At 72.0% G+C, this 23977-nt stretch carries 18 protein-coding genes; 13 read left to right on the top strand and 5 right to left on the bottom strand.

Annotated features, from left to right (window positions below; all coding sequences use genetic code 11):
* Positions 1-187 precede the first annotated feature (187 nt).
* The 5 genes from ABZ862_RS21705 (at position 188) to ABZ862_RS21685 (ending at position 4816) form a co-directional block, all read left to right on the top strand.
* Positions 188-1282 (top strand): spermidine/putrescine ABC transporter substrate-binding protein, encoded by a 1095-nt coding sequence (locus ABZ862_RS21705; protein ID WP_360960433.1) that lies wholly within the window; start codon positions 188-190, stop codon positions 1280-1282.
* Position 1283: 1 nt separating this feature from the next.
* Positions 1284-2387, top strand: coding sequence for an ABC transporter ATP-binding protein (locus ABZ862_RS21700; protein ID WP_360960431.1), 1104 nt, complete (start codon positions 1284-1286; stop codon positions 2385-2387).
* 136 nt (positions 2388-2523) lie between these two features.
* The gene (locus ABZ862_RS21695; protein WP_360960429.1) at positions 2524-3315 is read left to right on the top strand and encodes a carbon-nitrogen hydrolase family protein; all 792 of its coding nucleotides are present in this window, start codon (positions 2524-2526) and stop codon (positions 3313-3315) included.
* An 8-nt stretch (positions 3316-3323) separates the two neighbouring features.
* On the top strand, positions 3324-4019 hold the full coding sequence (locus ABZ862_RS21690) for an RraA family protein (protein WP_360960427.1): 696 nt from the start codon (positions 3324-3326) through the stop codon (positions 4017-4019).
* A gap of 65 nt (positions 4020-4084) precedes the next feature.
* Complete coding sequence (locus ABZ862_RS21685) at positions 4085-4816, top strand: 3-keto-5-aminohexanoate cleavage protein (protein ID WP_360960425.1); 732 nt, start codon at positions 4085-4087, stop codon at positions 4814-4816.
* Here the strand turns inward: ABZ862_RS21685 and ABZ862_RS21680 are convergent.
* Positions 4800-6650, bottom strand: a complete 1851-nt coding sequence (locus ABZ862_RS21680; RefSeq protein WP_360960423.1) for a glycoside hydrolase family 76 protein — start codon at positions 6648-6650, stop codon at positions 4800-4802. The two genes, ABZ862_RS21685 and ABZ862_RS21680, sit on opposite strands and share 17 nt — an antisense overlap.
* Before the next feature lie 103 nt (positions 6651-6753).
* Complete coding sequence (locus ABZ862_RS21675) at positions 6754-7446, bottom strand: TetR/AcrR family transcriptional regulator C-terminal domain-containing protein (RefSeq protein WP_360960421.1); 693 nt, start codon at positions 7444-7446, stop codon at positions 6754-6756.
* A 188-nt stretch (positions 7447-7634) separates the two neighbouring features.
* Between ABZ862_RS21675 and ABZ862_RS21670 the strand changes: the two genes are divergently transcribed.
* The gene (locus tag ABZ862_RS21670) at positions 7635-8180 is read left to right on the top strand and encodes an ester cyclase (protein WP_360960419.1); all 546 of its coding nucleotides are present in this window, start codon (positions 7635-7637) and stop codon (positions 8178-8180) included.
* Between the two features lie 14 nt (positions 8181-8194).
* Positions 8195-8983: an MBL fold metallo-hydrolase gene (locus tag ABZ862_RS21665; RefSeq protein ID WP_360960417.1), complete on the top strand. Its 789-nt coding sequence runs from the start codon at positions 8195-8197 to the stop codon at positions 8981-8983.
* Between the two features lie 13 nt (positions 8984-8996).
* On the opposite strand, the gene pepN is transcribed toward ABZ862_RS21665, so the two are convergent.
* Positions 8997-11456 (bottom strand): aminopeptidase N, encoded by a 2460-nt coding sequence (pepN, locus tag ABZ862_RS21660; protein WP_360960415.1) that lies wholly within the window; start codon positions 11454-11456, stop codon positions 8997-8999.
* Between the two features lie 99 nt (positions 11457-11555).
* Positions 11556-12119 (bottom strand): MarR family transcriptional regulator, encoded by a 564-nt coding sequence (locus ABZ862_RS21655; protein WP_360960413.1) that lies wholly within the window; start codon positions 12117-12119, stop codon positions 11556-11558.
* Between the two features lie 175 nt (positions 12120-12294).
* Between ABZ862_RS21655 and ABZ862_RS21650 the strand changes: the two genes are divergently transcribed.
* The 4 genes from ABZ862_RS21650 to ABZ862_RS21635 all read left to right on the top strand — a co-directional run bounded on the left by ABZ862_RS21650 (position 12295) and on the right by ABZ862_RS21635 (position 17995).
* Complete coding sequence (locus ABZ862_RS21650) at positions 12295-14418, top strand: MMPL family transporter (RefSeq protein WP_360960411.1); 2124 nt, start codon at positions 12295-12297, stop codon at positions 14416-14418.
* Between the two features lie 124 nt (positions 14419-14542).
* Positions 14543-15766 carry a fused response regulator/phosphatase gene (locus ABZ862_RS21645; protein ID WP_360960410.1) on the top strand — a complete coding sequence of 408 codons (1224 nt, stop codon included), beginning with the start codon at positions 14543-14545 and terminating at the stop codon, positions 15764-15766.
* Positions 15767-15947: 181 nt separating this feature from the next.
* On the top strand, positions 15948-17549 hold the full coding sequence (locus ABZ862_RS21640; RefSeq protein ID WP_360960579.1) for a CHASE3 domain-containing protein: 1602 nt from the start codon (positions 15948-15950) through the stop codon (positions 17547-17549).
* On the top strand, positions 17546-17995 hold the full coding sequence (locus tag ABZ862_RS21635) for a response regulator (RefSeq protein ID WP_360960408.1): 450 nt from the start codon (positions 17546-17548) through the stop codon (positions 17993-17995). Before ABZ862_RS21640 ends, ABZ862_RS21635 begins: the two co-directional genes overlap by 4 nt.
* A 58-nt stretch (positions 17996-18053) precedes the next feature.
* On the opposite strand, the gene ABZ862_RS21630 is transcribed toward ABZ862_RS21635, so the two are convergent.
* Positions 18054-19214: a PP2C family protein-serine/threonine phosphatase gene (locus tag ABZ862_RS21630; protein WP_360960406.1), complete on the bottom strand. Its 1161-nt coding sequence runs from the start codon at positions 19212-19214 to the stop codon at positions 18054-18056.
* A 164-nt stretch (positions 19215-19378) separates the two neighbouring features.
* Here ABZ862_RS21630 and ABZ862_RS21625 point away from each other — a divergent pair, with 164 nt between their 5' ends.
* Positions 19379-19867, top strand: a complete 489-nt coding sequence (locus ABZ862_RS21625) for a MarR family transcriptional regulator (RefSeq protein ID WP_360960404.1) — start codon at positions 19379-19381, stop codon at positions 19865-19867.
* A gap of 505 nt (positions 19868-20372) precedes the next feature.
* On the top strand, positions 20373-23921 hold the full coding sequence (locus tag ABZ862_RS21620) for a LamG-like jellyroll fold domain-containing protein (RefSeq protein ID WP_360960403.1): 3549 nt from the start codon (positions 20373-20375) through the stop codon (positions 23919-23921).
* The last annotated feature ends 56 nt before the right edge of the window (positions 23922-23977 follow it).

Raw genomic sequence — 23977 nt, 5'->3', positions numbered from 1 at the left:
GCCCGGGCCGCACCCCGCCGACCGCACCCCTGCCGGTCCGCACCCCGGCCCCTCCGCGTCCCCGCCGGCAGCGGCCGTACCCGGGCCGCCGCCTCCCACCCGCCTCCCGCCCCACCCGTGCCCGCAGCGCCGTACCGCCCTCACCTGCCCGACGTGCGAGTCCCGCACGCCTTCGAAAGGCCCGCTCATGTCCCGTCGTGTGTCCCGCCGCGCCGTCTCCAGAACCCTGCTCGCCACCTCCGTGGTCACCGGCACCGCCCTGCTCGCCACCGCCTGCGGCGGCTCCGGCTCCGAGGCTGTGTCCTCCTCCGGCGGCGGGAAGAACCTGCACGTCTACGCCTGGGCCGGGGAGATACCGGACAGCGTGGTGAAGGGCTTCGAGAAGGAGACCGGCATCAAGGTCACCGTCGACACCTTCGACAGCAACGAGACCATGACCGCCAAGCTCAGCTCCGGCGCCTCCGGCTACGACCTCGTCGAGCCCAGCCAGTACACGGTGCAGCAGCTCATCGGCCAGAAGCTCATCCAGCCCCTGGACCACTCGAAGATCGACGGTCTGGACAACCTGGCCGCCAAGTTCCGCGACCCGTCCTACGACAAGGGCAACAAGTACAGCGTCCCGTGGATCTGGGGCACCACCGGATTCGCCTACAACGACACCTGTATCAAGTCGGCCACCAGCTGGAAGACCCTGTTCGACAGCGCCCACAAGGGCAAGCTCTACATGCTCGACAACATGCTCGCCGCCTACATCGCCGGCCTCCAGGTCACCGGCCACCGGGCCACCAGCACCGACAAGGGCGAGATCGCCGAGGCCACCGCCGCCCTCCAGAAGCAGAAGGGCATCCTCGCCGGCTACAACTCCACCAACTACGCGCAGCTGCTCTCCAGCGGCCAGGCGTGCGCCGCCGAGGCGTGGAGCGGCACCGCGATGGCCAAGGTCGTGCAGAGCAACCCGCACGTCCACTACGTCATCCCCGAGGAGGGCGGCTCGGTCTGGACCGACGGCCTCGCCGTCCCCAAGGGCGCCGAGAACACCACCTCGGCCTACAAGTTCATCACCTACCTGCTGCGCCCCGAGGTCGCCGCCAAGGCCACCGACGACGGCTCCTCCGCCAGCGCCAACCAAACGGCCCGCGCCCACATCAAGAACAAGGACGCGCTGAAGAACACCGCGATCTACGCCCCCGACGACGCCATCTCCAAGGCCGACTTCCTGCTCGACCCGGGCACCGCGATGCAGTACTTCCAGCAGGGCTGGACCAAGGTGAAGGCCTCCTGACATGACCGTCACCCAGGAAACGACCGTCCCCCGGGACGCGGAGGCCGTACCCGCGGTCCGGCTGAGGGGCGTCGGCAAGCGGTTCGGCCACCACCAGGCCGTGCGCGACGTGACGCTCGACATCCGGCAGAACGAGTTCTTCTCCGTCCTCGGCCCGTCCGGCTGCGGCAAGACCACCCTGATGCGCATGATCACCGGCTTCGAGGAGCCGACCGAGGGCGAGATAGCCCTCGGCGGCCTCCCGGCCACCGGTGTCCCGCCGCACAAGCGGGACCTGAACATGCTCTTCCAGAGCTACGCCCTCTTCCCGCACCTGAGCGTCCACGACAACATCGCCTTCGAGCTGAAGGTCCGCAGGTCCCGCCCCCGCAAGGAGATCCCGCAGGCGGTCCGCGACGCCCTCGCCCTGGTCCGCCTGGAGGGCTACGGCGACCGGGCCGTGTCCCAGCTGTCCGGCGGCCAGCGCCAGCGCGTCGCCATCGCCCGCGCCCTGATCGGCCACCCCTCCCTGCTCCTGCTGGACGAACCGCTCGGCGCCCTCGACAAGAAGCTGCGCGCCGAGATGCAGCTGGAGCTGAAGAAGATCCAGCGCGAGGTCGGCGTCACCTTCGTCACGGTCACCCACGACCAGGAGGAGGCCCTGACCATGTCCGACCGCATCGCCGTCATGCACGGCGGGCGGGTCGTCCAGGTCGGCGCCCCGGAGGAGATCTACGAGCGCCCGGCGACCCGCTTCGTCGCCGAGTTCATCGGCACCTCCAACTTCGTCGCGGGAAAGGCGGCCGACGGCCGGCTGACGGCCCCCGGGCTCGGCACCCTGCCGCTGCCCGCGGGCAGCCCGGCCGGCGAGGGGCATCTCGCGGTACGGCCCGAGAACGTCCGCCTGAGCGCCGGAGAAGCCGAACCGCCTTCCGGCCACGCCGCGCTGCCGGCCACCCTGCAACAGGTCGTCTACCTCGGCAGCGCCACCCGCTACCACCTCGCCCTCGCCGACGGTGGCCCGTTCGTCGCCGAGACCCACGGCGCGGTGCCCGTCGGGATCACCGCGGGCGGCCCGGTGCGCGTCCACTGGGACCCGGCCGCCTCCCGCTTCCTCACCGAGTAGCGGCAGGCCCTCCCATGCCGCACCCCCACGCCGTACGGCACCGGCACACCCGCGACGGGCGTCCGCGCCCGCACCCGGATGCCGTACGGCCCCCGCAGCCCGCCGTGACACCCCAGCCCAGCAAGGAGATACGGCCGTGAAGGTCGCCGCAGCCCAGTTCGCCCCCACCGCCGACATCGGCGGCAACCTGGCCGTCATCGAGGAGATGGCCGCCGAGGCCGCGGCGGCCGGCGCCGGACTCGTCGTCTTCCCCGAGGAGTCGATGATCCCCGCCGAGGCCGCCGCGCAGCCCCTGCGCGAGGTCGCCGAGACCCACTGGCCGGAGTTCGTCGCCGGCCTGTCCCGCATCGCCGCCGGGCACCGTGTCGCCGTGATCGCCGGCGGCTACGAGGGCAGCGGCGCCGCCCTCCCCTACAACACGATCGCCGCCGTCGACGCGGACGGCGAACTCCTCGGCCGCTACCGCAAGATGCACCTCTACGACGCCTTCGACTACCGCGAGTCCCGCGAGGTGCAGCGCGGCGACGAGGGACCCGTCGTGGTGCGCATCGGCGAGTTCAACGTCGGCCTCGTCAACTGCTACGACATCCGGTTCCCCGAATTCACCCGCTCCCTGGTCGAGATGGGCGCCGATCTGCTGTCGGTGTCCGCCGCCTGGGTGCGCGGCCCGCTGAAGGAGGACCACTGGACGACCCTGCTGCGCACCCGGGCCATCGAGAACACCGTCTGGGTGGTGGCCGCCTCGCTCACCACACCTGACTGCATCGGGATGAGCATGGCCGTCGACCCGCTGGGCGTCGTCCGCGGCGCGCTCGGCGAGGAGGAGCGCGCGCTGTTCGTCGTCGACGCCGACAAGCACCGCATCGACCGGGCCCGCACCGTCCTGCCCGTCCTGCGCAACCGCCGCATCATCATCGGACCGAGGTGACCACCGCCATGCCGCTGAACATCCGCGAACTCGACCGACTCCCGGCGCTCGACGCCGGGCTGGCCGGACGCCTGGCCGCCGTCGACCTCGCCACCCTCGGCCACTACCTGGAGGAGGGCTTCTGCGACCCGGCCCTGCGGCGGTTCGCCGGCTCGGGCAAGGTCGTCGGGCGCGCGGTGACCGTGCGCCTCACGCCCACCGACTCCACCCTGCTCCACCACATCGCCGGCCTGGTCGGCCCCGGTGACGTGGTGGTCGTCGACTGCGGCGGGGACCGCCGGCACGCCCCGCTGGGCGAGGTCGTCGTCAACGCCCTCGTCGCACGCGGCGCCTCGGCGGCCGTCGTGGACGGCGTCTGCACCGACCTCGACGCGCTCGGCGACCTGGGCCTCCCGGTCTACGCCTACGGCACCTCCCTGCTCACCACCAAGCTGCACGGCCTGCCCGACGGCGGACTCAACGTTCCCGTGGTCGCCGGCAAAGTCCCCGTCACCCCGGGCGACCTCGTCCTCGGCGACGCCAACGGCCTGCTCATCGCCCCCGCCGACCGACTCGCCGCCGTCGTCGACGAGGCACTCGCCGACGACGCCGAGGAACCCGGCCTGATCGCCGAACTCCACGCGGGCGCCCGGCTCGGCGACCTCACCGGAGCCACCGAGACGGTACGGAAGCTGCGGGCCGCACAGCCCTCGCAGCACCTGTGACCGCCGGCCCCCGCTGAGACCCGGCCCCTGTACCAGACCCCCCATACCTGTTAGGAAAGATCCCCGTGTTCCTCAAGGCAGCCGTCAACGGCGGACGCAGCAAGACCGAGCACCCCGCGGTCCCCCTCACCCCGCGGGAACTCGCGGCGGACACCGCCGCCGTGCTCGCCGCCGGAGCGGACGTCGTCCATCTCCACGTCCGCGACCGGGACGGCGGCCAGACCATCGAACCCGGCGCCCTCGCCGAGGTGCTGCGCGAGGTGCGGGCCGTGGCGCCCGGCGCGGTCGTGGGCACCACCACCGGCCTGTGGACCTGCTCGGGCCCCGAGGAGCGCTACGACCTGGTCAAGTCCTGGGACGTGCTCCCCGACTTCGCCTCCGTCGCGTTCAGCGAGGAGGGCGCCGCCGAGACGGCGTCCCTGGTGGTGGCGCGCGGCATGGTCCTGGAGAGCGCGGTGTGGAGCCTGGACGACGTCCCCGCGCTGCTCGCCTCCCCGACCCTCGGCGCCAACGTCCGCATCCTCATCGAGCCCATGGACGAGGACCCGGACACCGCCGTGGACCACGCCCGTGCGATGGCCGGGCGCATCCGGGCCGCCGGGGTGACCTGCCCCCTCCTCTACCACGGTGAGGCGGACACCACCTGGCCGGTGCTGGCGGCCGCCGTCGAGGACGGTCACCAGGCCCGGATCGGCTTCGAGGACGGTCTCCACCTGCCCGACGGGGCCCTGGCCCGCGACAACGCGGACCTGGTCCGTGCCGCCCTGCTCGTCCCGGAGCTCACCCCGCCGCGGTGAGTGCCTCCAGGGCGCCGGCCTGGGTGCGCCAGTCCTGCACGTTCGTCCCGGTGCCCGCGCCCGCCCACCGCTCGCCGAGCCGGTTGAGGGGGTCGCGGTCGGCGGCCCACACCGAGTCGGCCTGCTGCGTGAGGTAGGCGCGGTAGGCGGCCGAGCCGGTGGCGTCCGCCAGGTCGGCCAGATGCCGTACGAAGACGCCCTTGAACTGCTTCTGGTTGTCGTCGCAGCTGTTCGTGCCGGTGTCGCAGGACTCGGTCAGCACCCCGTCACGGGTGAGGGCGGTGGAGGAGAGCGCGGCGTCGGCCAGGCGCCGGGCGGTGGACAGGTACCGGCTGTCGCCCGTCGAACGCCACAGCTCGGTGAAGGCGCCGACGGCCAGGCCCTGGTTGTAACTCCACACGGTCTGGCCGTTGTTGGCGCACGACGAGGTCAGTCCGTCGTTGACCAGGCCCGAGGAGCCGATCAGCCCGCTGTTCAGGTACCAGTCGGCTGCCGTCACCGCGCGGGCGCCCCACACCGTGTCCCCGGAGACACGCCGGTGCAGCGCGGTGGTCAGCCACAGGTACAGGCCGTTGGTCACCGCGTTCTTGTAGGTGCGCTCGCGGTTCCACCACACACCGCCGCCGCAGGTGCCGGTGTCCCAGTACTGCTGGATGTAGGTGGTGATGGTGACCGCCTCGTCGAGATAACGCTGCTCGTGGGTGTAGTCGTAGGCGGCCACCCAGGCGGTCGCCCACCACCCCGCGTCGTCGATCGCGCGGCTGACGAAGTGCCCCTCGATCGCGTCCGAACTGCGCGTGCCCGCCGCGAAGACCCCGTCGTTCTGCTCGAAGGTGCGGGCGATCGCCCAGTCGTAGTCGTGGCGTCCGGTGCGCTGTGCGAAGTCGACGACGGCCGTCAGTGCGACCGCCGAGTTCCACCAGCTGCTGCGCCACCAGCCCTCGTCGGTCCGGTACGACGCCATGAGCGCGTCGGCGGCGGCGCGGGCCCGGGTCGGGGCGGGCCGGGCCCAGGCGGTGCAGCTGCCCTCCTGGTGGCTCGCCTCGCGTCCGCAGGCGCGCACGGCGCCGCCGTAGAGCAGACCGCGCGGGTCACGGGCGGGGAACATGACGGTGCGGGTCGACGCCGCCCCGGACGGCACGCTCGTGCGGCCGAGGGAGGAGCCCTCCGGCCAGCTTGCGCCCTCGTCCCAGGAGCGGTCGAGCCAGATCTCGTCGCCGGCGCCGCCGTTCTGGATGACGCCCCACGCCGTGCCGTCCGTCTGGTCCATGTGGAGGCTGATGGTGCGCCCGTAGAGCGTCGTCGCCGGTACCGGGACGGTGTCGCCGGCCGCGGCCGCCGGGTCGGCGCCGTCGCAGGAGGAGCCGTCGCAGACCGTGGGACGGAACCAGTCGGTGCAGGTCACCCCGGACGCGTCGCCGCAGGCGCGGATCCAGCCGCGGCGGTGCCCGACCGGGTCGGTGACGTTGTACATGAGGGTGCGGGTGCCGGTCCAGGTGGACGGGACCGACGCCTTGCCGAGCAGCCCGTCCCAGCTCGCGCCCCGGTCCCAGGAGCGGTCCAGCCAGACCGCGTCGCCCGTGGTGCCGCTGTCGATGCTGGCCCAGGCCATGTCGTCGGCCTCGGAGACGTGCAGCCGCAGCAGGCGGCCGTTGACGGTGCGGTCGGCGACCGGGAAGGTCTCCTGCTTCGCCTTGGAGGGGTCGAGGGTGTCGCAGGCCAGCGCGCACACCTGGCCGGCGGCGCGGGAGGGCGTGGGCAGGGCGAGCAGACCGGCCAGCGCGAGGGCCAGGGCCAGCAGCCCGCCGAGGAAGCGGTGGGTCCGTACCGTCATGACGTATCGTCCGTCCGTCTCCGACAGGGAAAACGTTGTCATCATGAGCACGACAGCACCTCGGGCGGGGCTCTGTCCAGACCTGATGCCCGAGTGGCCGGAATTACCGGTTCGTCGCGGGCCCGCCGTCGTAGGGCAGTCCGCACCGCGCGGCCAGGCCCGAGATGAGCAGCTCGACGCCGTAGCGGAACTCCGTGTCGTCGTCGGCGACGGCGAGATGGGGCGCGGTCGCCGTCAGGACCGGGTCGCCGTGCGCGGCGAGCTCGTCGATCCGGCGCCGCACCCGGCCGGGGTCCGCCGTGCCGGCGGCCGGGATGCCGCCCTGCTCGCGCAGCAGGGCGCCGATGACGAAGGCGGCGTAGGCACGCAGCACATGGACCGACTCACGGGCCGGCAGACCCAGTCCGGACAGGGCGCGCAGCGCGGAGGCGACGGCCTCCGGGGCGGCCGGGGAGCGGGTGGGCCGGGTGCACACCAGCCGGAACGCCCCGGGGTGGCGCCCGGCGGCGGCACGGAAGGCGGCCGCGTGCGCCCGGACCCGCTCCTGCCAGGTGCCGTCGGCGGCCCCGGAGAAGTCGATCCCGGCGAGCAGGCTCTCGGCCACGCCGTCCAGCAGGGCCTCCTTGTTCGGCACATGGTTGTAGAGCGACATGACCTCGACGTCGAGGGCGGCGGCCAGCTTGCGCAGCGAGAAGGCCTCCGGCCCGTCCCGGTCGATCATGGTGAGAGCGGCGGCGATCACCTTCTCCCGCGTCAGCCCGAGCCGCCTGCCCCGGCCGGTACCCCCGACGGCCACCCCGTTCCCCTTTCGCGTGTCCGCAAGTGCCTTGATTCCAGGACTCCTTGACACCACTTGGCGGCCAAGCCTAGCTTCGCCGGGAACCCGGCACGTACACCGCAAGTGTCGTGCCGTGCGCAGGCTCAGGCCGGACCCCCACCGCCCTCGCGGGGTGCGGCGGGCCACCGACAGACGGGACCCCACCCTTGATCACCGAAGAAGTCCGCAAGGCCCGCCGGAAACTGGTCCTCGACCACTTCCACGACGAGGTCCGCCAGGAGTGGGACGACGTCCTGGCCACCTTCCCCCACCCGCACTACGAGCTGATCCCCACCATGACGGTCCACGACGGCGACGCCGCCGTGCGCGGCTACTACCGCGACAGCCGCACCGCCTTCCCCGACCAGGACCACGAGATCATCGCCTTCCGCCACACCGACGACGCGGTCGTCGTCGAGTTCTGGCTGCTGGGCACCCACCGCGGCCCCCTCGGCGCGATCCCGCCCACCGGCAGCCGCTTCCGGGTCCGGATGACCGCGTACTTCCTCTTCGACGCCGACGAGAACCTGGTCTGCGAACGTATCTACTTCGACAGCCTCACCCTCCTCAAACAGCTCATCGGTGGTGTGAACATGAGGAACCCGAAGAACTGGCTCCTGGCGGCCCGCTTCCTGCGGGGCCTCCTCAAGGAGGCCGGCGCCGACCCCCACCCCACACTGCTCCGCACCACCCCGCCCGTTCTCACGGACTGACCGGACCGGCCCCGATGAAGGTCCACCACCTCAACTGCGGCACCCTGGCCACGCCGACCGCGCCCCTGGTCTGCCACGTCCTGCTCGTCGAGACGGGGAACGGACTGGCCCTCGTGGACACGGGGTTCGGCCTGGCGGACATCGCCGACCCGGTACGGCGGCTCGGGGCGGCCCGGCACCTCGTCCGGCCCGTCCTGCGCGCCGAGGAGACCGCCGTACGCCAGATCGAGCGGCTCGGCTTCCGGCGCGACGACGTCCGCCACATCGTGATCACCCACTTCGACTCCGACCACATCGGCGGCCTCGCCGACTTCCCCGCCGCCACCGTCCACGTCACCGCGGCCGAGGCACTCGGCGCGCTGCGCCCACCGACCCGCCGCGAGCGGGCCCGCTTCCGCGCGGCGCAGTGGGAGCACGGTCCGAAACTCGTCGAACACGGCCCCGGCGGCGAGAGCTGGCGCGGATTCGCCGCCGCACGCGAACTCGACGCCATCGCCCCGGGGATCGTCCTCCTGCCGCTGCCCGGCCACACCCGCGGGCACGCCGCCGTGGCGGTCGACACCGGCACCCGCTGGATCCTGCACGCGGGCGACGCCTTCTACCACCACGGCACCCTCGACGGCCGCACGCCCGTCCCCCTGGCCCTGCGCGCCATGGAGACCTTCGTCGCCTGGGACCGCGCCGCCGTCCGCGCCAACCACGCCCGCCTCGCCGGACTCCACCACCGCGCCGACCCCGGCCTCACCGTCGTCTGCGCGCACGATCGCGTGCTCTACGAGAGGGCGCGCGCCGCCGCGGACTGACGTCCCGGGCCCGTCATTCCGTCCGGCCGCGGGCCCGCAGCATCCGGCGCACCTTGTCCGACTGCTCCAGGAGCGTGGCGCGGACGACCGGCGCCACGTCCCGGGCCGCCGACTGCGCCTTGTCGATGTACGCGGCGTCGATGCCGTACCGCGGGAAGAAACGGCCGCTCAGGCCCATCGCCGGGATCATCCCGCCGTGGTGCAGCACGGGCAGCGCCTCCAGATAGAGCGGGGCGTACGGGGCGAGGACCTCGTCCTGGCCGGGGCGCCAGAAGGCCTCCGCGACCTGCCGGACGGCGTGGACCGGGCCCTCGCGGTCCACGACGAGCCTGTTCCAGATCTCGGCCTTCGCGTCGGCGTCCGGCGCGGCGGCCCGCACGGCGAGGGCGCGTACCCAGGCGTCGGGGTCGGGGTCGCGTTCGAGCAGGGCGGCGGCCCGCGCCGCGGTGCCGGCGCCCAGTTCCGACTCCCGCGCCAGCAGCCGCCATTGCAGATCGACGTCGTCCTCGGCCTGCGCGCGCAGCCACGCGAGGTCGTCCGGTTCGGTCGCCGTACGGGCCAGGCCGCGCAGCGCCACCCGGCGCCGGCCGGGGTCCTCGGCGAGACGCCGGCAGGTCCGGGCCAGCTCCGCCGTCAGGTCGGCGCGTCCGGCGGGCGGTGCCCACAGCTCGGCGATGTCGGCGGCGAGTGCCAGATACGGCTCGATCACCGCGTCGGACGTCTCGGCCGCCAGGACCGCCGTGACGCAGCGGCCCGCCCGGACGGCGGTGGTGTCACCGTTGACCAGCATGTCCCAGACGGTGGCCACCGCGACACCCCGGGAGACGGCCGTGGGCAGCCGGTGCGCGGTCCGGAAGAGCGACTCCTCGGTCCCGGGCGCGGGACGGGCGTGGGCGAAGGCCAGGTTCTCGTCGTTGACCAGCAGCACCTCCGCCCCGGCCGGGAGCCCGGTGACCTCGGTACGGCTTCCGGTCACCTCGACACGGACCAGAGCCCGGCGCTCGAGCGCGCCGCCGGGGGCGCCGTCGGCGGTGCCGTACGCGCCGATCGCGAGGACCTGCGGACGCGGGGGAGCGGCGGACACCAGCGTGAGCGCACCGCCGCCGTCACCACCGTCCGGCTCCAGGACGAAGCGGTCGGTGCCCTCCGCCTCCAGCCAGGCGGCACGCCAGGCGTCCAGGTCGCGCCCGCTGGATTCGGCGAGGGCGCGGACGAGGTCCCGCAATGTCGTCGTGCCCCAGGCGTGGCGGGCGAAGTAGGCGGCCATGCCGGCCCGGAAGCGGTCCTCGCCGACGTACGTCATGAGCTGGTGCAGGACGGCGGCGCCCTTGGGATAGGTGATGCTGTCGAAGATCGACGCGGCCTGGGCCACGTCGGCGACGGGCTGGTGGATGGGATGGGAGGCGGGGCCCTGATCGGCCAGATAGGCCCTCAGCCTCTCGTCCGCCAGATGACCCGCCCACGCCTCGGTGTGACGGGTGGCGCGCTCCGCGGCCCAGTGGCAGGCGAACTCCGCGAACGCCTCGTTGAGCCACAGGTCGTCCCACCAGCGCATGGTGACGATGTTGCCGAACCACATGTGCGCCATCTCGTGCAGCAGCACCTTGGCCAGCAGCTCCCGCTCGGCGGGCGTCGGCGCGGCCCGCCGCAGGAACACGTCCGACCAGGTCACACAGCCGTAGTTCTCCATCGCCCCGCCGAACTCGGGCATGAACACCTGGTCGTAGCGGCGCTGCGGGAACGGCATCGCGAAGACCTCGCCGTAGAAGGCGAGGCCCTGGCGGGTGAGGGTGAAGATGTCGTCGGCGTCGCGTTCGAGGACCCGGGCGAGGGAACGGCGGGCGTACAGACCGAGGTCGTGGCCGTCGGCCTCGCGGCGGATCTCGTGGAAGGGGCCCGCGTTCACGACGGTGTTGTAGACCGACAGGGGCGGCGTGTCCGGGAACGTCCAGCGGCGGGCCGCGCCCAGCTCCTCGACGTGCGCGCCACCGGAGTTGCTGGTGACGGTCCAGGCGGCGGGCGCCGTCACGGTGAAGGCGTGCGGTGCCTTGAGGTCGGGCTGGTCGAAGCACGCCCAGACGAACCGGGCCTCGTCGGGCTCGAAGCTCGTCCACACATAGACCTCGCCGTCGGCCGGATCGACCGCCCTGTGCACGCCCTCGCCCGCGGTCGTCTCGGCCTGGACGCTCTCCACGCGCAGCACATTGCGTCCGGCGAGGCCGGTCAGGGGGATGCGGCCGTCGCCGCCGGGCGTGAGGGGGACGCCGTTCAGCGTGGCGGTCCGCACCTCGGCCGCACAGTCCACGAAGCTCTCCGCACCCGGCTCGCGGCAGGTGAAGGCCACGGTGGACACGCACCGCACCTCCGGCCCGCCGGGCAGCGCGGTGAAGTCGATGTCCACGTCGTAGCGCTCGACCGACAGCAGCGCGGACCGCCGCTCGGCCTCCTCGCGCGTCAGGGTCCGGACTGCCATGGGTGTCCTCTCGTCGTCGGCGGCCGTCAGGTTACGACGTGGATCACGGCGGCGCAGGCGATTAACGGCAGGCAGGTGCCGCGCGGTGTCCGGGCCGGGTCAGCGCTCCGCCGCGAGTTCCCGGTTGAGCGCGTCCAGGAAGGCCGCGACCGTCTCCAGCTGCTCCGGGGTGAACTGCCTGCGCGCCGCGTCGGTGCTGCGGGACAGCGGGCTGAAGTACTGGCGGGCCAGGATCCGGGCCGCCTGGTTGTAGTGCAGATGGACCACCCGGCGGTCCGCGCTGTCACGGGCCCGGCTGATGTGCCCGGCGCGCTCCAGCCGGTCCAGGCAGGCGGTGACCGCGCCCGACGTCAGGTCGAGACGCTCGCGCAGCCGGGAGGGCGTCATGGGCTCGCCCTCGGTGGCGGAGGCGTCCATGATCGCGGCGAGCGCGTGGACGTCCGTGGCGTGCAGGTGGTTGGCCTGCGCGAAGATGTGCGCGATGCGGTTGAACTCGCTGTTCAGCGTGCGCAGCAGGACGGCGAAACCCCGCAGGTCGGTGGCGGGGGCCCCGGGGCGGTTCCCGGTGCCGCGCGGGCTCCCGGGGCTCTCGCGGCTCTCCGGGCTCTGAGGGCCGGCGGGGTTCTCCGGGCCGGCGGGGCTTTCCGGGGTGTCGGACTGCATTGCGCAAGGATAGTGTCCCGAAGATCTCTCAATCATCGAGATACTCTATGGTTGAGGTGAATCCGTCGGGAGGGTCCACCGGGAAGAGTCGTCGGAAGAACCCGCCGGGAGGACCGTGGTCCTCCCGCGCTCCCACGACCGCTCCCGCGCCCCTTCGCGTACCCCGGGGAAGTGAATGAACACCGCACGCCGACCGGTCCGCTGGCTGGTCCCTCTCGCCCTCGTGATCGTCTGGCTCGGCCTCGGCGGAGCCTTCGGCTCCTACGCGGGGCGGCTCGGCGAGGTCGCCACCAACGACCAGGCCTCCTTCCTGCCGCGCGGCGCCGAGTCCACCAGGGTCATCGCCGCGCAGAAGGCGTTCGCCGAGCGGGAGACCGTGCCCGCCGTGATCGTCTGGACCGCGCGGGACGGCGGCCGGACCACCGCCGCCCAGCAGGACGCCGCGACCCGTGCCCTCGCCTCGCTCACGGACACCGCCGGCATCGCGGCACGGCCGTCCGTCGCCCTGCCCTCCAAGGACGGCGCCGCGCTCGAGGGCGTGGTCCCCCTGGACCCCGCCCTGGGGGAGCGGCTGACCGGCGTGCTGGACAGGGTGGAGCGGACCGCCGGGAACGTCGACGGCACCCGCGTCCAGATCGCCGGACCCGCCGCCACCCAGGCCGACCTCACCGACGCCTTCTCCGGCATCGACGGCATCCTGCTGGGCGTCGCCCTGGCCGCGGTCCTGGTCATCCTGCTGCTGGTCTACCGCAGTGTGCTGCTGCCGTTCACCATCATCGTCAGCGCCGTGTTCGCGCTGGGGGTCGCCTGCGCCGTCGTCTACGTCCTCGCCGACCACGGCGTCGTCCGTGTGGACGGCCAGGTCCAGGGCATCCTCTCCATCCTGGTGATCGGCGCGGCGACCGACTACGCCCTCCTGCTCACCGCCCGCTTCCGCGAGGAACTCGCCCTGCACGGCGACCGGTTCACCGCCGCCCGCACCGCGCTGCGCGGCTCCTTCGGCGCGATCACCGCCAGCGCCGCCACCGTGGCCCTCGGGCTGCTCGCCCTGCTGATCAGCGACCTCACCAACAACCGGGCGCTCGGTCCCGTCGGAGCGATCGGCATCGTGTGCGCCGTCCTGACCACGCTCACCTTCCTGCCCGCGGCGCTCGCCCTCATGGGCCGCAAGGCCTTCTGGCCCGCCCGGCCCCGCTCCGCCGACGCCGAGACCGGCGGCCACGGCATCTGGCGCCGCGTGGCCCACCAGGTCGACACCCACCCCCGCCGGCTGTGGGCCGGCACGGCGGCGGTACTGCTCGCGGGCGCGGCCTTCTTCCCCGCCCTGCAGTCCAAGGGAGTACCGCTCGACGAACTCTTCGTCGACGACGCGCCGTCCGTCACCGCCCAGCAGACCCTCGGCCGGCACTTCCCCGGCGGCTCCGGCCAGCCCGTCGTGATCATCGCGGACGCGGACGGCCGCACCCGTACGGCGCGGATCGCGGCCGGGACCCCGGGAGTGGCCTCCGCGGCGGCGGTGAGCGCCGAGGGCCGTCCGGGCGGCGAGCCCCTCGTCGTGGACGGCCGCGTCCGCATCGACGCCACCCTGACCGCCGCGCCGGACAGCGACGCGGCGAAGAACACCGTGCGGCTGCTGCGCGACCGCCTGCACGCCGCGGACCCGGCCACCCTCGTCGGCGGCTACACGGCCCAGCAGTACGACACCCAGCGCACCGCCGAGCACGACCGGACCGTGATCATCCCCGTCGTCCTCGCCATCATCCTGGTCATCCTGGTCCTGCTGCTGCGCGCCCTGCTGCTGCCCGTCCTGCTGGTGGCGACGGTCGCGCTCAGCTACCTCGCCACCCTGGGGATCGCCGGCCTGGTGTTCCGGCACGGCTTCGGCTTCTCCGGGACCGACGCCTCGGTGCCGCTCTACGGCTTCGTCTTCCTGGTCGCGCTGGGCGTCGACTACAACATCTTCCTGATGTCGCGGGCCCGGGAGGAGACCGTCCGCCACGGCACCCGGCAGGGCATGCTGCGCGGCCTCGTCGCCACCGGCGGCGTCATCACGTCCGCCGGGGTGGTGCTGGCCGCCACCTTCGCGGCGCTCGTCGTCATCCCGCTCGCGTTCCTCGCGCAGATCGCCTTCATCGTCGCCTTCGGGGTCCTGCTCGACACCGTCGTCGTCCGCTCGCTCCTGGTACCCGCCCTGGTCAGGGACATCGGGCCCGCCGTATGGTGGCCCAGCGGCCTCGCCCGGCGCTCCCCGGACGAGGAGGGGGCGACCGACCGGACGCCCGCGCCGACCCGTACCTGACGGGTACGTGACCGGTACGGCGGCCGCCGCCGGAACCGCCGGGACCTATGGGTATCCTCTCGATAGTTGTCTTCCGGCAACTGTGACCGCGGGCCCCTCGGGCGCGGGGCGGAGGGGTGGGGCCATGGTGATGTCGCGGGCACGGGACGGCGATCTGCTGCCGGAGGGCGAGGAGCCCGTCGTTCCGCCGTGGCCGGCGACCGAGCCCTCCGTGCTGCTCGTCGAGGACGACCCCGGGGACGCGCTGCTGGTCGAGGAACTGGTCGCCGACAGCGCTCTCAAGATCCGCCTGCGCTGGGCCCGTTCCATGGCCGAGGCCGCCGAGGTGCTCGCCACGGAGGTCCCCGACTGCGTGCTGCTCGACCTGCATCTGCCGGACGCCCAGGGGCTCGAGGCGGTCTCCCTGCTGCGGGCGCGCGCCGAGCACGTCGCGGTCGTCGTCCTGACGGGCCTCGCCGAGGAGGAGACCGGCCTCGCCGCCCTCGCCGTGGGCGCGCAGGACTATCTGATCAAGGGCCGGGTCGAGCCGGAACTGTTCGGACGCGCGGTGCGGTACGCCATCCAGCGCGAACACGCCGAACAGGCCGCCGCGGCCCTCCAGGCCAGCCGGATGCAGGCGCGGGAGAACGCCCGCCTGGAGCGCGGCCTGCTGCCCCGCCCGCTGCTCGGCGGCGAGGGCGTACGGGTCGTCACCCGCTACCGGCCGGGCCGCGCCCAGGCACTGCTGGGCGGCGACTTCTACGACATCGTGCAGGGCACCGACGGCACGGTGCACGCCCTGGTGGGTGACGTGTCCGGGCACGGCCCGGACGAGGCGGCCCTCGGAGTGGCGCTGCGGATCGCCTGGCGGACCCTGGTGCTCAGCGGCGTCACCGGCGTCGAGCAGGTGGCCCGTCTGGAGGAGATCCTGCTGGCCGAACGCGGCCGGGACGACGTCTTCGCCACCCTCGTCAGCATCACCGCCACACCCGGCGCCGAGGAGGCCCGCGCGGTACGGGCGGGACACCCCGGCGTGCTCGTCCGCCACGGCGCGGACATCGAGTGGGTGGAGATGGCCGCCGGTCCGGCGCTGGGTGTGGTCCCCGGAGGCGGGCGCTGGCCGGTGGCCGGACTGCGGGTACCGGCCGGCGGATCGGTGGTGCTGTTCACCGACGGACTGTTCGAGGGCCACGCGGGCGACCGCCCGGAGCGGCTGGGCGAGGCCGGGCTGCTGGCCCTCGCGCGGGAACGGGCCGGACTGGAGCCGGACGCGTTCGTCGACGGGCTGATCGACGGGGCCGAGGCCCTGGCCGAGCCGCGCGGCGGCCTGGCCGACGACGTGGCGGTGGTCCATCTCAGCTGGACCTGAGCACCCGTGCGAGGGTGGCGGGACGGGGGACGCGGCCGTACGAAGGCGGCAGGACCGGGGCGTCGGGAAGGCGCCGGAAGGACACGGCGACGACGGGGCACCGGAAAGACATGGCCACGACCGGCACAGCGGAGAGACGGCGGTTCTGCGGGTGAACGACACGAAGGACGGGACACGGCGGATGCGCGACCGGCTGACGGTACAGAGCTGGTTCTTCCTGGTGCTGGCCCTCATGGCCCTGTTCGTGGCCGTCGGCAGCGTGATCGGGACGAACCTGCTCAACCAGACGGCCCGCGCCACCGACGACCTCCTCCGGCGTGTCCAGCCCGCCCAGACCGAGGCGTACCGGCTCCAGGCGGCCCTGGTCAACCAGGAGACCGGCATCCGGGGCTACGCCATCGCCGCCGACAAGCAGTTCCTCACGCCGTACGTCCAGGGCAAGCAGGACGAGGCCCGCTCGGCCGCCCGGCTGCGCACCCTGCTGCACGACCGCCCGGACCTGCTCGCCGACCTGCGCACCGTCGAGCGGGGCGCGGCCGACTGGCGCCGCGACTACGCGGAGCCCCTCGCCTCCGCCATCAGCCCCGGTCACCCCGACACGGGCGACGAGCGCTCGGCCGCGCTCGGCAAGACCGAGTTCGACCAGCTGCGCAAGGTGTGGGCCAAGCAGAACGGCGACCTCAGGAACGCGGTCGCGGACGGCACGGCCCGGGTGGAACACGAACGCGCGATCCGCAACACCGTCCTGACCGCCATGGTCGCCGCCTTCCTGCTCACCGGCCTCGTGCTCGCCCTGCTGGTACGGCAGCTGGTGGCCCGCCCGCTGGACGCGCTGCGCACCGCGTCACGGCGCGTGGCGGGCGGCGACTTCGACCACGTCATCACCGTCACCGGCCCCGCCGACCTGACCGCTGTGGCCGGCGACGTCGAGGGCATGCGGAGGCGGATCGTCGAGGCCCTCGCTGCCTCCCGCGAGCAGGAGGAGATCCTCGCCCGCCAGGCCGCCGGCCTCGACGCCCAGGCCGTCGAGCTGCGCCGCTCGAACGCCGAACTGGAGCAGTTCGCGTACGTCGCCTCCCACGACCTCCAGGAGCCGCTGCGCAAGGTCGCCTCCTTCTGCCAGCTGCTGGAGAAACGCTACGGCGACAAGCTCGACGAACGCGGGCTCCAGTACATCGGCTTCGCCGTCGACGGCGCCAAGCGCATGCAGATCCTCATCAACGACCTGCTGACCTTCTCCCGGGTCGGACGCCTCAACGACGCCCGCGAACCCGTGGACCTCGGCCAGACCCTGAGCAAGGCCCTCAGCAACCTCGATACGGCCGTCGAGGAGACCGGCGCGCGGATCGACCGCCCCGAACGGCTGCCCGAGATCACCGGCGACCCGACCCTGCTGACCATGCTCTGGCAGAACCTGGTGGGCAACGCCGTCAAGTTCCGCCGGCCCGACCGCGCCCCCCGGGTGTCCGTCACCTGCGAGAGGGACCCGGACACCCCGGCCGGCTGGCGGCTGTGCGTCACGGACAACGGCATCGGCGTCCCCGAGCAGTTCACCGAGAAGGTCTTCGTCATCTTCCAGCGACTGCACAGCCGCGACGCCTACGAGGGCACCGGCATCGGCCTGGCGCTGTGCAAGAAGATCGTGGAACACCACGGCGGCAGCATCTGGATCGACACCGCGTACACCGACGGCACCCGCCTCTGCTTCACCCTTCCGGCCGCCGCAGACACCCCGCCCGGTGCGGGCGACGGCCTCCACGACGACACTAAGGCCCTGGCATGACGACCCCCGCCGCTACCCCGATCAACGTGCTCCTCGTGGAGGACGACCCCGGTGACGAGCTGATGACCCGCGAGGCGTTCGAGGACAACAAGATCGGCAACACACTCCACGTGGTCCGCGACGGCGAGGAGGCCCTGGACTTCCTCTACCAGCGGGAGCAGCACGCGGGCGCGCCCCGCCCCGACCTGATCCTCCTCGACCTCAACCTGCCCAAGTACGACGGCAGGCAGGTCCTGGAGCAGATCAAGTCCGACGCGGAGCTCTCGCTCATCCCGGTGGTCGTCCTCACCACCTCGGCCGCGGAGGAGGACATCCTGCGCAGCTACCGGCTGCACGCCAACGCGTACGTCACCAAGCCGGTCGACCTGGACCAGTTCATCGCGGCGGTCCGCCAGATCGACGACTTCTTCGTCCAGGTGGTGAAGCTGCCCCGCAACGCCCGCTGACCGCCGTCGCGGTCTGAGCCGGCGGTCGACCGGCGGTCGACCGGCGGTCGACCGGCGGTCACCGTCCCCGCCAGTCGAGGCACATGACCAGGGCGTCGTCCTTCACCTCCGGGGTGCCCCGGTGGCCGGACAGTTCCCGCAGCACGGCCCGCGGCACCTCGGCGGCGGGCAGCAGCCGGGTGGCCCGTACCGCCCGGGCCAGCGCGGCGTCGCCGTACGTCTCGCCGCTCGGCGAGACGACGTCGTAGACCCCGTCGCTCGCGAAGACCAGCCGGTCCCCGGGCTCGAGGCGGAACTCCTGGGCGACGTACTCCGTCTCCTCGAACATGCCCAGCGGCAGCTGGGCGTCGAGCGGCACCGGCTCGACGACCCCCGCCCGCAGCCGCAGCAGCCACGGCGAGCCCGCGTCCACCACCCGGGCCTGCCCGGTGGCGAGATCGAACTCCAGCATCAGCACCGCCAGATGACTGCGTCCGCGGTAGTGGCCGTAGACCGCCTGGTCGGCGAGGGCGGCCTGCTCGGAGAGCGGGATCCCGGCGCGGCGGGCGTTGCGCAGCGCGTTGACCGCGAGGTTCGTCAGCAGCGCCGCCTCGATGCCCTCGCCCGTGCCGTTGGTGACGTACAGCGTGAGCCGGTCCCCGGAGGCGGACCAGTCGAAGTTGTCCCCGTGCACGGCGTAGGCGGGCTCGAGCTGCGCCCCCAGGTCGAACTCCGGCCGGGAGCAGGACCGGCCCGGCAGCAGCTGCCACTGCATCTCGGCGGCGAGGGTGAGCCGGTCCCTGCGCCGGGCCCGCACATACACATCGGTGTCCCGTTCGGCCACCAGCAGCGCGTGCCCGAGGACCTCGGCGATCTCGGCCAGCTCACCGAGATCCCTCCGGGCCCGCTCCCCGTCGGGAAGATCCACGCAGAGCACCCCGATCCGGTCCCCGCGCACGGTGACCGGCAGATGGGCCCGCACCGTGCCCCTCGCGGGCTCCTCCAGGAACGGCTCCTGAGCGCCGAAGGCGCGGCCGGCCGGGCTGCCGTGCACGGGGACCGGGGCACGCCCGCTCGTCGGCCCGTTCACCGGGAGGAGTACGGCCGTGGCGTAGTCGGCCAGCAGCAGGTCCGTCCCGGTCGCTCCGTACCCCCGCTCCAGCTCCCGGCGGACGGCGGCGAGGAGCCCATGGGGAGCGGCGGTACGCAGCGCGCGTTCGACGGCGACGAATCTGTCCATGCACCTCCCTATGCCCGCTCCGCCCGCCTCCGCTGCACGCCCACCGGTGTGACCGCCCTCGCAGCCGGACACCCTCGCAGCCGGACGGCATCGCAGCCGGACGGCATCGCGGCGCACCCGCGCGCCCCGAGTACCCTGAGGGACGTCCTGGTGTCGGCGAGAGGGTGTCCGTGACGAAGCCCTTCCGCCCCCGCCCCGAACCCGGCGAGGCCGCCGGTGTCACCGCCATGGCCGCGGAACTGCTGGAAGTGCTGTGGGGCCGCGCCGACATCGCACCGGTCTCGTCCTCCCAGCTGCGTGTGCTCCTGGCCCTGGACGCCCACGAGGACATCAACCTGCGCACCCTCGCCGACCACCTCGGCTCCACACCCCCCTCGACGAGCCGCCTGTGCGACCGCCTCCAGGCCGCCGGCTTCGTCGAACGCGAGGTGTGCGAGACCGACCGCCGCGAGGTACGCCTCCGCCTGAGCCCGCAGGGCCGCACCTTCCTCACCGACCTCCGCACCCGCCGCGAGGCCGCCCTGAGCACGGTGCTGGACCACATGCCCCCCACAGCCCGCCACGCCCTCCTGACCGGCCTCCGCTCCTTCTGCGAAGCGGCAACGACCCAGCTCACCGCAGGACCCCCGGCAGCGGAGCACCGCACAGCGTAAGCGCCCCTCCCGCCGCGGGAACCCCGGTCGGCCCGCAGCGCCTTCCGCCCGGACGTCTGCCGGTGCGCCGCATCCCCGGAGAGAACCGATTTCCCGCCGAATCGCGCCGTGCGCGGAGCAGTCGGTCGTCCACGGCAGATCCTTGAAGGAAGTTTTCGTTTACCGGGATCACGATGGTGACTTGAACCATTTTGGATCCATGCCCCTGCCACTGCTTTTGATCTTCGATCACTCGTCGATGGGTCATTCTTGCCCTGACCGTTGCACTCCCCGTGTGTGAGAGCCCGCCCGACATCGCGGTCATGAGCGGGTTTGGTCGCTGCCCGGTTCCGGCCTGCGCGACGTTGACGTAAAAGATCACGCAGGTTTTGATCACCCGGCTGTGAAAAATCTGTGATCACGGGGCGGGGACATGGGGTGGGCGAGAGTGCGCAGTGCTGCCAGAGTGAAGAGTCATGGCGGGAGTCGGCTCACCGCTTGTGCTCGGCTGGTCGCGCCGTTGCTCGTGGTGCAGTTGCTGGGTGCTGCCGGCTCTCAGGCGGTTGCAGCGGACATGTCTCAGTCCGCGTCGGCGGACGCCGGTGATCACGATCTGTCGCCTGAGGCGTCTGCGTCGGAGAAGGCGGCAGCGTCGGGGGCCCCGGTCGCGGTGAACGAGGAGACGACCCCCACCCAGTTGGTCACTGCTCAGCCGGACGGCACCTTCACGGTGGAGTTCGATCCCGGGCCGGTGAGGGTGAAGCAGGCAGGGAACTGGGTCCCGGTCGACACGGATCTGGTGACCACCGCATCCGGAGGAATCGCGCCGAAGGCGGCGGCGGCAGACATGACCTTTTCCGGAGGTGGTTCGAGCACTCCGCTGGCGAAGATCACCAGGGACGGGAAGTCATACAGCATCGGCTCGCCCTGGACCCTGCCCACGCCGACACTGTCCGGTTCCACGGCCACCTACCCGGATGTCGTACCGGGGACAGACCTGGTGGTGCAGGCCACGCCGGACGGTTTCAGCGAGAACCTCGTGGTCAAGACCCGCGAGGCGGCTCAGAACGCGGATCTGTCGAGTATCCGGTTCCCGGTATCGGTCGATGGCGTCTCCGCGTATGACACCCACAGCGGTGGCGCGGCTTTTGTCGACGGTCAGGGACGACCTGTGTTCACCACAGGCACCGCGCTGATGTACGACTCCTCGGCAGCGGCCGAAGCCGCCGGCTCGGCAGTTGACGCCGCCTCGTACCGCGTCACGGCCTCCGCCGGATCCGTGGCTGCGGATCCAGGTGTGGTGGCGGATCCGGACCCGGGCGCCAGGTCGGTGGCGATGGACATGACGGTCTCGGACGACGCACTGACCCTTCAGCCCGACCGTTCTTTCCTGGACGACCCCGCCACAACGTACCCCGTGGTGCTGGATCCCCAGACCACGAGCGCATCACTGTCGGGCTGGACGACCGTCTGGTCGACCGAAAGCTCTACCTCGTTCTGGAAGACCTCGCATGCGCTGGGTGTCGGCTATGACGCGTGGGTGGACAACAAGAAGGCCCGATCGCTGTACCAGTTCGACACCCATACCCTGGGCGACAAGAAGATCCTCTCGGCCACTTTCGCGGCACTCGAGGTATGGTCGGCGAACTGTACGGACAAGCCGGTGGAGTTGTGGCGGACCGGCTCGATCTCGTCGTCGACGAAGTGGTCTGCGCAGCCTGCGTGGTCCAAACTCGTGGACACGGTGACGACCGCCAAGGGCTACTCCTCCTCCTGCCCTGGCGGAAACGTGTCCTTCGACGCGACCGACGCGGTGACTTACACCGCGGCCGAGTCCGCCTCGACCACTACTCTCGGCCTGCAGGCCAGTGACGAGGACGACGAGATCGCGTGGAAGCAGTTTGCCTCGCCGTCCGATCACAAACCCACGCTGTCCGTGACGTTCGTGTCGAAACCCAGCACTCCGGCCAGCGTGAAGATGTCGAATCCCAGCCTGGCCTGTGCCACGACCAGGGCTACGGCAGCGGTGATTCGTGACACGACACCGACGCTGACTGCGGTGCCCAAGTCGTCGGACGGCTCACAGTCCACCCTGCGCCCGAATTTCCAGGTGTACAAATACGACCCTGACGTGACCGATCCCTCGGCCGGGTCGGGAAGCCCGTCTGCTTGGACGGCCTCGGGTACGGCCGGGACATGGACCACGCCGACGCTCACCAACGGGCAGACATACTGGTACCGGGCCCGCACCCAGTACAAGTACTCCTTCAACGGCACGACCGGATACATGTACTCGGGCTGGAGTTCGGCGTGCTGGTTCACGATCGACACAACCCGACCGGTCCCCCCGGACGTGGATTCCACCGACTACCCGGAGTGCGCCAGTCCCGACAACCCCGATGTCTGTACGGCGTCCGACGGGGTGGGCCGCCCCGGCGCTTTCACGCTCAAGGCCAATGGAGCTTCCGATGTCGTCAAGTACACCTACCAGTTGAACGACGACGCTGTCCGCACCAAGACGTTCTCGACAGCGACCACCAGCTACACCCGTACCTTCGCTCCTGATGTGCGAGGGGTGAACACGCTGACCGTGCAGACCTGGGACTCTGCGGGGAACGCTTCTGCCAGCTACACCTACACGTTCAAGGTGGCGGCGGGCGCCGGACCCGTCGATCACTGGTCCATGGATGAGGGAACCGGTTCCACCGCCGTCGATTCGGCCGGCGGAAAGAACGCCACCCTGAAGGGTGGCGCAGGGTGGACCGGCAAGGCCCGGCTCGGTCAGGCCCTGCAGGGCAATGCAACCTCCGCGTACGCGGTGACGGATTCCTCCGCCCTGGACACCACGAAGAGTTTCACCGTGTCTGTGTGGGTGCGGCTCACCTCACTTGCCTCCAACAGCACGTTCGTCGCGCAGGAGGGTACGAACGCCGACGGCTTCCAGCTCTACTACTCCAGTACCTACGGCTGGGTCTTCAACCGGCATGCCTCCGACGTGACATCGCCGACGATCGTGCGTGCCCTGTCCGACGCGACCCCCGTGATCGGCGTGTGGACTCATCTGCTCGGCGTCTACGACGCTCAGGAGCAGGAAGTCCGTCTCTACGTCAATGGGGTGAACGACGCATCGCTGAACGCGTCGTTCACCACCCCGTGGCAGGCAGCCGGCCCGGTCGGCATCGGCTGCCGTCTGTACCAGAACACCTGCGCGGAGTTCACAGCCGGCAGTGTCGACGAGGTCACGCTCTGGAATCGCGTCATGTCCGCCGAGGAGGTCGCGGACCTCCAAGCCATGACCAACGCCGACACCGGCGAGGCGCAACCCGCGCTCGCCGCCGACTGGGATATGTCGGAGACCACAGGCACCAGTGCCTCGGATTCGTCCGGGTACGGTCACCCGGCCACGGTCGCCGCCGGTGGCACCTGGGCCACCGACGACGACGGAGGCAAGGGCAACGTCCTGTCCCTCAACGGCACATCCACGGCGAACGGCACCGCCTCCGGGCCCATCGTGGACTCCCAGGGCGACTTCACCGTGGCAGCCTGGGCCAAGCTCGACGCCTCGGCACTGTCCGACACCACTGTCGCCCATCACATGAGGATCGCCACCCAGTCCGGTGGCGTACGCGACTCATGGGGTCTCTGGTACGACCAGGCCGCGGGCTCCTCCCAGGGCATGTGGGTGTTCGGCCGCACCACCGCGGACAGCACCAGCGGCTCGGTCGTCAAGGTGCCCGCCACCGTAGCCTCCGCCCAGCTGGTCGACCCGGGCGACTGGACACTTCTCACCGGTGTCTACGACGGCGCCCACCATCAACTGTTCCTCTATGTCAACGGCGTCCGGCAAGGCGCCCAGGGCGACACCGACACCGACGACGACACCGGTGACGGAGTCGTCTTCACCAGCCCCTGGCAGGCCACGGGCACGTTCAACATCGGACGCGGCCGCATCAGCACGGGTGCGTACAGCGACTTCGCACACAGCCTCGTGGACGACGTGAGGGTGTGGACCGGCGTGATGTCCGACACCGCCATCAGCCAGCTCTACGTCAACGAAGTACCCATCCCGCTGTAACAGCGGCCACGTCACACAAGCGGCAGTCCGGGTTCGGCGGGCTTCACAAGAAGCGG

The organism is Streptomyces sp. NPDC047000 (assembly GCF_040644295.1).
Lineage (GTDB): Bacteria > Actinomycetota > Actinomycetes > Streptomycetales > Streptomycetaceae > Streptomyces.
Note: the sequence above shows the minus strand (reverse complement) of the source record. Positions and strands in the feature narration are given on the sequence as shown.